At 30.0% G+C, this 12,369-nt stretch carries 9 protein-coding genes; 3 read left to right on the top strand and 6 right to left on the bottom strand.

Annotated elements, in window-relative coordinates; genetic code table 11:
• Positions 1-112 precede the first annotated feature (112 nt).
• Positions 113-1,183, top strand: a complete 1,071-nt coding sequence (locus tag M3P09_RS06395; protein ID WP_249972460.1) for a helix-turn-helix domain-containing protein — start codon at positions 113-115, stop codon at positions 1,181-1,183.
• Positions 1,184-1,303: 120 nt separating this feature from the next.
• Positions 1,304-2,398 (top strand): TlpA family protein disulfide reductase, encoded by a 1,095-nt coding sequence (locus M3P09_RS06400; RefSeq protein ID WP_249972461.1) that lies wholly within the window; start codon positions 1,304-1,306, stop codon positions 2,396-2,398.
• A gap of 37 nt (positions 2,399-2,435) precedes the next feature.
• On the opposite strand, the gene M3P09_RS06405 is transcribed toward M3P09_RS06400, so the two are convergent.
• The 4 genes from M3P09_RS06405 to M3P09_RS06420 form a co-directional block, all read right to left on the bottom strand.
• Positions 2,436-3,386, bottom strand: a complete 951-nt coding sequence (locus M3P09_RS06405) for a hypothetical protein (protein WP_249972462.1) — start codon at positions 3,384-3,386, stop codon at positions 2,436-2,438.
• A gap of 37 nt (positions 3,387-3,423) precedes the next feature.
• Complete coding sequence (locus M3P09_RS06410) at positions 3,424-4,149, bottom strand: S1 family peptidase (RefSeq protein WP_249972463.1); 726 nt, start codon at positions 4,147-4,149, stop codon at positions 3,424-3,426.
• Positions 4,150-4,164: 15 nt separating this feature from the next.
• A complete protein-coding gene (locus tag M3P09_RS06415; protein WP_249972464.1) occupies positions 4,165-6,366 on the bottom strand; it encodes a DUF5916 domain-containing protein in 2,202 nt (733 codons plus the stop codon).
• Between the two features lie 411 nt (positions 6,367-6,777).
• Complete coding sequence (locus M3P09_RS06420; RefSeq protein WP_249972465.1) at positions 6,778-7,863, bottom strand: serine hydrolase domain-containing protein; 1,086 nt, start codon at positions 7,861-7,863, stop codon at positions 6,778-6,780.
• Positions 7,864-8,000: 137 nt separating this feature from the next.
• Here M3P09_RS06420 and rimO point away from each other — a divergent pair, with 137 nt between their 5' ends.
• Complete coding sequence (gene rimO / locus M3P09_RS06425; protein ID WP_249972466.1) at positions 8,001-9,305, top strand: 30S ribosomal protein S12 methylthiotransferase RimO; 1,305 nt, start codon at positions 8,001-8,003, stop codon at positions 9,303-9,305.
• Positions 9,306-9,339: 34 nt separating this feature from the next.
• Here rimO and M3P09_RS06430 read toward each other — a convergent pair whose 3' ends face one another.
• Both M3P09_RS06430 and M3P09_RS06435 read right to left on the bottom strand, forming a co-directional pair.
• On the bottom strand, positions 9,340-9,558 hold the full coding sequence (locus M3P09_RS06430; protein WP_099565569.1) for a hypothetical protein: 219 nt from the start codon (positions 9,556-9,558) through the stop codon (positions 9,340-9,342).
• Between the two features lie 112 nt (positions 9,559-9,670).
• Positions 9,671-12,172 carry a M14 family metallopeptidase gene (locus tag M3P09_RS06435; protein ID WP_249972467.1) on the bottom strand — a complete coding sequence of 834 codons (2,502 nt, stop codon included), beginning with the start codon at positions 12,170-12,172 and terminating at the stop codon, positions 9,671-9,673.
• Between the last annotated feature and the right edge of the window lie 197 nt (positions 12,173-12,369).

Below are 12,369 nucleotides of genomic sequence, written 5' to 3' on the forward strand. Positions count from 1 at the left end.
TGATTTTAAAATAGAATATTTGTTAATGTATACATAAAAGCGTAAAGCTGAATAAAAATTAATTAATAATTAAAGTAACTTAGCTTCTGCGGCTTTCAAAAGACAGTTGAAAATGTACTCTTTAACGAATATAGTACAAGTAATAATTATTTTTCAAGGTAGTTTGCTGGCTCTGTTTATATTAGCTTATAATAAACCAAAATCCAGAAACGACTTCTTTCTTGCGCTATTAATAGGAGCATTAGTGCTTCAGATTACTGGAATTTTCTTAGTGAATCGTAACATTCAGACAAATTTTTTCAATAAGATTAATAGTGTTTATTTATTCCTTTATGGTCCTTTACTATATCTCTATAGTAAAGATATTACCTTTTCAGATTTTAAATTTAAACTTAAAGATGCTGTTCACTTTCTTCCATTTATTTTAATACTTACTACTTCTGCTTTTTTAGAAGAAAGAATTCCGCAAGTCATTCTGTATATGGCTTACGCAATGCATATTCTCAGTTATATTTTGGCTTGCTTTTGGCAATTAAAAATGTATAGAAAGGTATTAATGGACAATTATTCAAAACTGGAAAGCTTGAATGTAAAATGGCTTAAGTGGACTTTAATATTATTCTCTTTAATTGTAATAGTAGATGGTATTCAAATTGGTTCGATTTTAGTATTTCAAAAATTATTAAGATTAGAAATAATCGTTTTTATATTAATATTAGCAGTTATCAATTTGTTATATTTTAGTGGATTTAACCAACCTAAGGTTAAAAGATTTAATACTGAAGAGCTAGAACTTTCAATTTCAATAAAATCAAGAAAACGGCGCAACACTTCGCTTATAGAAAATAAAACCTTAATTAATCGTTTAGAAAAATATCTTGCCGAGACAGAATCATATAAAAATCCTAATATAACAATAGGTTCGCTATCAGAAGAAATTGATATTCCAAAACGAACTCTCTCTGAATTAATAAATGACCACTACGATAAAAATTTTGTTGATTTTATTAATACATACCGAATTAAAGAAGCAAAAGTAATGCTAATGAATATGGTTGACCCAAATTTAACCATATTAGAAGTGATGTATGAGGTTGGTTTTAATTCAAAATCTTCTTTTAATTCAACTTTTAAGAAAAAAACAAATCTTACTCCTTCAGAGTTTAAATCTAAATACAAATAGTATTAATTCATGCTTGTATAAATCGGAACTAATTTTTAATTATAAAATAAGTTCGAATTCGCGTTTTCAGTCGATTGTAGTTTAATGCTTGGATATATTTGATGAAAATAAAATAAACTCATGAAAACAATTAAACTATTCATTTATACTATTTTTTTAATTTCTTGTATTCAGAAAAAAGAAAAATCAACAATAACATTTAATGTTATAAATAACTCAAAAACCATACAAAAAATAAAGCTTTCTAAGTTTAATTTTGAGTTGGATAGAATGGTTGAGATCGATACTTTATATGAAATTGCACCCAATAATTCAAAGGTCTTCACTTCTCAGTTTTTAGAACCTTCAATATTTTCTTTTAGAACAAACTCTATAAAAGAAGTGAAAATAGCAATAGAGAAAAGTGGTTTTGTAAATATTGAATTAGATGAAACAATAAAATTAGAATCGGATGTTGCAAATATTTCAAATTTCGAAGTAAAAATTCAAGAGCTAAATAGAAAGCATTTTCAAAAAATGATTCAAAAATTTGACAAGGCTCTCAAAGAAGATGATAAGAAAACATTGATAGAATTGGAAAAAAAGAAGGACAGTGTTTTAAAGGAGTTTACTAAAGATATAGAAAATGCTGTGAGAGATATGGGAGTAACAGCTTTAGCATTTGATGCATTACAATATTTTGATATGAATAAGAATTATGCTTTTATAGATGAAACTGCAAGAAAATTTAAAGAAGAATATCCTGATGGTGAAATGAGCAAATCTTTACAAAGAAGAATTGACGTTGCAAATAGAGTTTCAGTAGGCAAAAAAGCATTAGAATTTAATGCGAAAAACTTAGAAGGCTCTGAAGTGAAATTAACAGATTTTACAGGAAAGTATGTGCTTATAGATTTTTGGGCAACATGGTGTAGACCGTGTAGAGTTGAGAACCCAAAGCTAATGCTTGTATATGAGGAGTTTAAAGATTTAGGGTTTGAAATTATTAGCATAAGTATTGATAAAGATTTAGGGCAATGGAAAGAAGCTATAAAAGCTGATGGCTTATTAAGTCATCAGCAAATTCTGGACTCAAATTTATCTATATATAAGCTTTATTCATTATCTACTTTGCCATCAAATTTTTTACTAGACAAAAAGGGTTTAATAATTGAAAAAAATATTGATGCAAAACAGCTAAGTAGCCAGCTTAATTTATTACTAAAGCAGCAATAGTTATGATAAAAATTCAATTTTTTTATAAACGAATTTTTCAATTATCGTTAAGCTGTTTTTTATATTTTTCTAAATCGAATGAAACATAAAAAATATTGAAATACTCTTCTTTGTCTTTTTCTTCTGGATGTCTACTGCTGGTAAAAATTAAATATTTATCATCAGAAGTTACATAAGGACTCCCATCAAAACCATGAGAGTTTATAGGTTTACCTAAATTTATAGCTTTGGACCAACCGTTTTTTAATTTAAATGATATATACAAATCACTCTTTCCATAGGTTTTTTCTCTTTCAAAACCTGCAAAAATTAAGAACCGTTCGTGACTGTCTATAAAAGGGTCACCTTCAAACTTTTCTGAATTTATATGAGGCGGTAATTTCACAGGCTTTTCGTAAGCTTTATTTTTGAATTTTGAAGTAAAAATATCCATGTTTCTGGATCCATCGTCTGGCAAGTATGCAAAATATAAGGTTTTGTCTTTAGTCATTGTAGGATATCCAAAACCACCTTTATAATCCATCTCTAAAGTTAAAAGCTTTGGAGTGCCCCAATCATCTCCTGTATGTTTGAATTGCCATAGATTGCTATAATTACTTGTAGTTTTATTAATATTTGTAGGCCTATTACTTGTTAACGTAATAGTTTTTCCATCTAGCGAAATACTTGCATCTGCATAAGAATGTATTGTATCATTAATAACAAGTTCTGGCTCAGAAAACATATCACCCTTAAACGTTTGGTATACTACTCTTCCAGGTTTCCCTTTACTTGTTATAGTATAAACTAAATGCTTACCATGTTTACTAAACGATGAACCAAAATGTACAACTCCTCTTTTTGAAACATTTCCTGGCATAAACAATTTCGGAACATTTGTATTTTCTAATTGAGAATAGAAAATAATATCATTATTTTTTTCATTAGTACATGATGTCATTATTATACCTACGATAGCAAGAACTAATTGTGCGAAGCGTTTTTTCATTGTTTTCGAGTTATTTAGAGTGAAAGCTTTCATAAGTTTATAATTTGTGTTTTGTATCAATATAACTTTCGATGGTTTTTATGAAGTAACCTAATGATGCAGGTTCAAAAATCATTTTGTTTTCTTTTTCGTTAAAGTATCCCATCGATACTAAGCCTACTAGTTTACCTTGTTTGTCTAAAACCGGGCCTCCACTGCATCCGTTGTAAGTACCCTTAGGAACATTAAGCCTTAGGTTATTGTCTTTGGTTAAGCCAATGTATGTTCCTTTAATATTAATTGACTTTTTACTCTTATATGGATATCCAAGAAAATAAACTTCTTCACCTAATTTCAATGGGTCTTCTCTTAGTTGATAAATTGCTACATTTTTTGGTATGTTTTTATTGGTTTCAAAAATTAACCAATCGCCTTTTGGTGGCATTTCTATAAGTTCATTTGAATTTTCATTGATTAGTTTTCCAGCTATAATTTTTTTATTTGGTAAAACTTTTGAATTGAACTCCCAAAACTTTAAATCGCCATTAAAACTGACGGTTTTCATACTATCGGTTTTAGCGAAGAATAGAACATGTTTTGCGGTGATTGCATATATTTTATTTTTATACTCTAATAAAAAACCGCTTCCTGCATGTGGGTTATTGTACTTTGCATTATTAAATTCTACATTACTTACTAAAACTGAATCTACTTGTGCATTACTTTTTGAAAAATTTAGTAGTAATAGTAAAAGAAGGATAGGGGTGTGATATGTTTTTTTCATTGTATTTTATTTGAGTTATACCGCAAATCGATAGGTTAATTTTAAGATTATAGATTTGTTATTTAAGTTAAAGTTATGTGTATTATTGTTTTGATTGTATATTAAAAATATATCAGACAAAGGCGAGTATCTCCATTGTAATTTTGAGAATACACTAAAATTTTCGCTTTGAGAATTGTACTGAATGGTATTATTGAAAAACAACTTATTTGTAAAACTAAATAAGCCACGAGCACTTAATAAATGTAGGTTTACTTTTCCGTAGCTATTAGGTAAATTGATTTTGTTGTAGTTATAAGTAAGGCTAAATTTGCCCCAGTACCCAAATCTAACATTACCTGTTAAGTCCCCAGAAAACCTATAGCCGTTATAAAAATGGCCATAGGTAACCGATGAATCATAAGTAAAAATTGATCTAGTATCTGCTGAATAACTTAATGTAGCACTTGTGAAATTATAATTTCCTATGGGTAAATTATCGTACTCATTTCCTAAAAAATTGGTTGCAAAACCTAGATTTACTTCTCTATTTGAAACTATAACAGAAAACTCAGAAGTATTTTTGAATCTTAAATCATACGCTAAGCTATTATCTCGTTCATTAAGGCTTCCATCTGAATTTAAAAAGATGTTATGGAAAAATCTAAACCCTTGAAAAATAAGCTTACTACTTTGTTTTTTTGAGAAAAATTTATAGGTAACATAAGGATTCAAAAATATGTAACCTTTCCTAATTACTGATTGATTGTTTGCATCATAATTAAATATTCTAGGTGTAAACCCTAAGTCTGCTTGATAATCTTTATCTATAGCATCTAGGGTCCAACCTGCACTAAACCTTCTAGTGGCATAGCTTCCATTTATTCCAAAATAAGATCCTTTGGAGTTCTCATCGTTAATTGAAGCATGGTATTTTATGCTATTATTAAAGTTTCCTTTTTTAGAAATATATGTAAACTCACTTCCAAAATTCCTAGCATAGTCATTTACATTATTATTTCCAGTTTCCTGCCTATTAACAAATAAGCCTCTTAATTGTGATCTATTTAAAACTTTATAATTAAATGCAGCAATAGTATTGTTTTGAGCATCTATACCATCACTTTTCTCTGTTTGCAAATTCATAATACCAATACGCAAATCATCACTAATATTGCCTGTTACTCTTGCTCCGTAAACTATAGGAGTATTTAGGCCTACTCGTCTTGAAAAAAAGGGGTTTATTGAATAACTTCCAAAACTTGAAAATATGTCTCCATTCTCTATAAAAAATTCACGTTGTTCTGGTAGAGAAATATCAAATCGAGTAATATTTGTTACTTCTGCGTCGACATCAGCATTTGAAAAATCTGGATTATAGGTAATATCTGCATTTAGAGATTTTGTAATTCCAACTTTAAGGTCTATTCCTGCATTTACATTTGTTTTTGTACTTGTGTTTTCTGCTTGATTGTCTTTAAGTGAAGAAAGTGTAGTATAGGGTTTAATAAATGCAATGTTGTTTTTTATAACAGGAACTTTTGGCCATTGTAATGTGCCCATATAGTTTACATCTATACCATTAAAATTTATTGGAAAAGGAGTCCATGTGTAATAAAAGTTTTCAGTTTTATGCCCTCTTATAAAATTAATTCCCCAATGTAGGTTCTCTGGGTTATACCTTAAACTACTAAAAGGAATAGCCATTTCTACTAACCAATACCTATTGTATTGTTTTGTTGATGAAAACCAACGTTGATCCCAAGTATCTGTATAAGTAGTTCTTGAAGGCTGTATTAGTAAGCTTCCATCATGTTCTGCACCACCAGCATTAACGCCAAATAAAACACCGCTTTGTTTTTTATTAATAGGGTCAATTGCTACAGTAAATGATTCGCTGCCCCAATGTGCATCATCAGAATCCCTTTGTAATGACTGAACAATTCTTTTACCATCATCATAATGCTTAGCAATAATGTATAGGTACTTATTGTCAAAAGTTAATTTGATTTCTGATTTATATTTTGAAACACCAACATCGCTCGGATTATGGTTATAAAAAGTGTCTATTGTTTGGTAAGCATTCCATTCTCCATCATTTTCAATACCATCAACCTTTATAATAGAAACAGCTTCTTTAATACTATATTTATAAGTGTTTCGAATAGTTTTTTCTTGCGATACAAGAAAGTTTGAATTTATAAGTAATAGCACCAATACTTTGATGGATATTTTCATTTCTTTAATTTACTTGATGCTAGCTAAGCAGATGTTCTTATTATCAAATAAAACTAGGAACAGATTATAGTTAACTAACTCATTTAAGGTAGTCATCAACCTTAAAAGATTACCATTCCTAGTTTATTGCTAAGAGTAGTTTATTTGATAAAGCGAAACTATAACTAGAATAGCAGTATTAACTCCTTATTATTGAAATGTAGAGATAGATTTAAGAGCATTTTAACAAAACACCCATGGTTATTAGCAAAATTTATGAAAAGGTTAATTACTCAGATGCAATTATTTCTTGTAATTTGAAGATAATTATTTGTTTTTACAATTTCATATTTATACTAAAGTGAAGATAGTACGTATAGATCTGAATTATACGTTTTGTTATTAAAGCCGAAATAGAGATAGTCTAAAAAATTAATTAATCAACTTATTAATTTCTCCCCAAAGGTCGTTGTCAAAACTTGATGGACCTAATAACAAGTCGCCAGCATCATCACCCATTCTGACAATAACTAGGTTTTGACTAGGGACAATGTATAATTTTTGGTCATTTTTACCTAAACCAGCAATTAAATCATCTGGAGCATTCGGAATCAATTTTCCTTGAAACTCTAAAGTCAAACCGGGGCTTCTATAATTGCTCTTTCCGTTTAACCACCATAAATACCCATAGGCTTTATTTAGGTCTTGAGAAGTGTTTGTCATGGCTTCAAAATAGCTGTTGTCATTTAAAACATCTGTTCCATTCCATTTCCCTTTATTTAAATTTAATAACCCAAACCTAGCCATACTTCTAGCATTACTATAATATAATTTATAATACCCAAAAGGTATCCATGTACCTTGCATGCCAATTTTATTTCTCAGCTTATCATTAAAATAACTATTAAAATCAGTATTTACAGCTTTGGCTACAATATCATGCAAAATAGTGTATGCCCCATTATGATAATACCAAAAGCTATCTGGCTCATTTTTATAAATAAAGCATTCAGGGTCTGTACAATTATTATTAGATACCGTATAGTCTAAACCAGTAGTCATAGTTAAATGATTCCAAATACTTATGGCTTCTTCTTGTTCCTGTGTTAAGTTGGACCATCCATTACCTAAATAATCTTTTGATGCATCATTTATATTTAAGTAACCTTCTTGTTGAGCGATACCAGTTGTATATGCTACTAGTGTTTTAGCCGCAGAATTCCATGCTAAATTTGAAGTTTCATCTTCACCGTTTCCATACCATTCTACTACTATGCAACCATTCTTTAATATAAGAAATGCTTTAGTGCCCTTGTTTTCAATGAAGCTTAAAAGCGGTTGTAGTGCACTTTCATTCCAATTTAAACTACTTATAGACTTTGTTTCCCAAATATCTGAATTTATAGGAGGAAAATAGAGTTCATTTTCTGTAAGATTTTCATCAATTGGATTGTCATTTGATGAGCAATTAAAAAAAGAAATAATCACCAATAAAACGGGATAGAGTATCTTTTTCATAGTGGTAGGTTTTAATTTAAGACATATAAATATAATAAAGGTTTAATTAGTATACGGAAATTCAAATTGTAATTTGGGAATCAATTATCTTAAATCATTAAGTATTACGTATCTTTGCGCCCAGATTTATAGAACGTATGCGCACAAAAACTCTTAAAAAAAATAAGATAAACGTAGTAACCTTGGGTTGTAGTAAAAATGTTTACGACAGTGAAGTGTTAATGGGGCAACTTAAAGCCAATAATAAAGATGTTGTACACGAAGAGGAAGGTAACATTGTTGTTATTAATACCTGCGGATTTATTAATAATGCTAAAGAAGAAAGCGTAAATACTATTTTAGAATACGTTAAAAAAAAGGAAGAAGGAGATGTAGATAAAGTGTTTGTAACAGGCTGTTTAAGCGAACGTTATAAACCAGATTTAGTAAAAGAAATTCCTGATGTAGATGAGTATTTTGGAACAACTGAATTACCAGGTTTACTAAAAGCTTTAGGTGCAGATTATAAGCATGAACTTATTGGTGAGCGCTTAACGACTACTCCTAAAAATTATGCTTATTTAAAGATTGCTGAAGGTTGCGACAGACCATGTAGTTTTTGCGCTATTCCTTTAATGAGAGGAAAACATAAAAGTACACCAATTGAAGAGATTGTTACTGAGGCTGAAAAATTAGCTGCTAACGGTGTTAAAGAGTTGATTTTAATTGCTCAAGACTTAACTTATTACGGGTTAGACTTATACAAAAAACGAAATTTAGCCGAATTACTTGAAGCCTTAGTAAAGGTAGAAGGCGTGGAGTGGATTCGTTTACATTATGCATTTCCAACAGGGTTTCCAATGGATGTGCTGGATGTAATGAACCGAGAACCTAAAGTTTGTAATTATTTAGATATACCATTGCAACATATTTCTGATGCTATTTTAAAGAGTATGCGTCGCGGTACTACAAAAGAAAAAACTACAGCATTACTTAAAGAATTTAGAGCAGCTGTTCCAGATATGACGATACGTACCACACTTATTGTTGGATATCCTGGAGAAACGGAAGAAGATTTTCAAACTTTAAAAAGTTGGGTTCAAGAAATGCGTTTTGAACGCTTAGGATGCTTTACATATTCTCATGAAGAGAATACCCATGCTTATAATTTAGAAGATGATGTGACTGAAGAAGTGAAAATCGATAGAGCTAACCAAATCATGGAAATTCAATCGCAGATTTCTTGGGAATTAAATCAGCAAAAAATTGGGCAGGAGTTTAAAGTAGTTATTGATAGAAAAGAAGGTAATTATTTTATTGGTCGTACCGAATTTGATTCGCCCGATGTAGATAATGAAGTACTTATTGATGCTACTAAAACCTATTTAAAGACTGGTGAATTTTCTACTGTTAAAATTATTGAAGCAGAAGATTTCGATTTGTATGCTGAGGTTTTGAATTGAAGAAGTTCGTTTAACGTGTTCGTGTATGGTTTTGTTATTCCTTGATTTTATCTAAAATTCTAAAACCTATTTTCATACAGAAGTAACCTAGAATTGGTGTAATAATAAAAAAAGCTATTAAAAAGAATCCTTCTGTATATGTAATATTTCTAAATGCGCTACCATTAGAATAGCGAAAAGATCCGCCCCCAGTAATCAAAAAACAGAGTAATCCAAAAAGAATTAAAATGTAAGCAAAATATTTTCTAATCATTCCATTTTTTAAATTGTACACAACTTTTTGAGTATTTCAGTCTGTTTTAATGAGTGAGATACTCCGTTAAACGAAGTTATATGAAAACTTTCACAATATCAAGTGTCAAATTTTATAGTTCAACAGCATTATTGTTTACAAAGAAAATTGCATTTACTAAAAACAATTTTCCGTTTTCCCAAAAGCTTCTAAACATAACATCGTCTACCATATAAATCATACTCCCTTTTCCAATACGTTCTTCTCCAAAAACTAAAGAGTTGTTTAGTTTTTTTAAAGTATTACTTCCTGCAAAACCAGATACTTGTGTTGGATTATTTTCCAAATAAGTCACATTAAAATTATTGCCACCCAATAATTTATAAGAACTACTTCCCAACTTGAGCGAAAAGTATGTGTTGTTATAACCAAAAGCCATTGGATGCGTATTATCTACCTTTGTTTTAAAAATTGCGCCAGAAATCAAGTTTTTAATACCCTCACGTTCTCTGTTGGCATACGCAATTAAGTTACTTGTATCTTTATTTTTTTTGTTAGTTTCATTCTTTTTTAATTTAAACCCTTTTTTACCTGCAAAAGCATTTAATGCATTACGTATTGCAATTACTTTTCCGCCTTTTGCAACCCAAGATTTTACTTTTTCAAGACTTTTATCATTTAAAACACTCTTGTAACTCCCACTAGGTACTATAAGCACATCAAATTTGCTTAAATCTAAGCCACCAAAATTTTCAGTATTTACAGATGTAACAGGGTAATGCAATTGCCTCTCGAAAAAGTGCCAAAGCGCCCCATAATTTAAAGACGATGTACCTTTACCCGAAAGCATTGCAATTTTTTGTTTGTTAACTAATTTAATTTCTGGTGAGCCAAAATCTGGCCCGTCAGTAGAAAACCCTGATTGCACAGCATGTAATACTCGGTTGTATTTGCTAGCAGATTTTAAAATGATGTTATCAAAATCATCAATTTTTTTATTATCTCCTCTAACTATAATAAGAGAACCTCTATTAAAAGATTTCCCTCCAGTTTTTAATGCTTTTTCGGTAAATCTAATTTTAATATTTTGTTTTAATAAATCAGCTAAAAACTCAGCATCTTTTAAATGATTCCAATCTATTATATAGCCTGTAGCAGTTTTGCTAATAGTATTGTTTATATCATGTTGTTTTAATATGCTATTTGATTTTACTAAGCTTTTGCAAGCCATCGCATTTAAACCATAAGCATAGGGAATACTCCATGCAGTAATATCATAAGTTATTGAATCGCTTAATTTGGTATTAGGTTCAAAAAGAACTTTAACCATTTTTCCTTTTGGTTGATTAGTGCTTACTACCAAATCTTTTGATGATGTATTTATTTGTCCTTGCGAAGATGTCATGTAATTATATCCGCTAATCCTTCCACTTTGAGCGAAACCATATTTAATCTCGTGTTTATCAAGCAGTTTTTTTAATGATTCAATTTTGTCATTATCACCTTGCATTACATAGCTTTTATATTTCAAGTTTGAATTGTTAAAGAATTTTTTAAACTCAGTATTCAATTTTTCAGCATTTTTTGAAGCTATTTCAACAGTAGATAACCCTGTGGTTGTGTGATGTGCTATTCTATCAATAAGTGTTAAAACGTCTCCTTCATCATTTAAAATACCCAATCCAGCTCGACCATGACCGGCTTGCTCGTAAGTCATACCAATAGCTCCCATGTATGTTGGGTAGGTGTCGCCATAACTAGGGTAGAGTAGGTCGAACCTCTCTTTTGTAAAATAAAGCCAGCCAGCTGTATCGAAATATTTAGCGTGATTTTTTCCAATTTGTGTTTGAAAATCACGTTGCCAATTGGTAATTATTTCATGAAAAGGTTCAGCTGCTGGTGCAAAATAATAAGGTTCATTAATCCCCTGTTCATGAAAATCGACATGAATATGCGGTAACCATTTGTTATATATTTTTAATCTTGAAGCAGACTCAATTTGTGTAGCCCAAGCCCAATCTCTATTTAAATCAAAAAGATAATGGTTTGGTCTTCCCCCTGGCCATGGTTCATTATGTTCACTAGCTTGTTGATTAATATCATAAGGTACACTCGCCGTTTCGTTAAACCAGTTAGCATATCTATCGCGCCCGTCAGGGTTTATACATGGATCTATAATAACTATGGTGTTTTTTAACCAGTCTTGTTTTTCGGTTAAAAGCTTATAAAGTGTTTTCATCGCTGCTTCAGTGCTCGATGCTTCGTTACCATGTACATTATAACTTAGCCACACAATAGCGACATTTGTATTAGATGAAGTACTATTGTTTACATCAGTATTATTTAAGTTGTTTTTTCGAATAGTTTCAAGGTTATGTATGTTTTCTTCAGATGAAACATAGGCTACCATTAATGGTCTACGTTCGTAAGTTTCGCCATATTTTTCAAGCTTTATTTGATTTGGTTGTTGATTGGCAGAATACTTAAAGTAATCGACTACTTGGTGATGTCTTGAAAATTGAGTACCTAATTTATAGCCTAAAAATTCAGAAGGGCTTTTAAGGTTTTGAGAGTTAATATTAATCGTAAATACTATAAAAGCAAAAAAAAGAAAACTATTTAAATAATGTTTCATTTGTTAATATTTATTGTTTTTTAAGACTAGATGTAAAGCCGTAATTTTTATTCTGGTTAGTACCTATATACTGGCTATAACATTTCATAAAAAGAAATTAATGTAGAGCACTAATTTACTCAATTTATGGATTCATATGTTATAAAAAATCCCGATAAATTTATCGGGATCAAAAAGAGTTTATGTTTTTAAAATAT

This window comes from Jejuia spongiicola, from assembly GCF_023502325.1.
In the GTDB taxonomy this organism is placed as follows: Bacteria; Bacteroidota; Bacteroidia; order Flavobacteriales; family Flavobacteriaceae; genus Wocania_A; species Wocania_A spongiicola.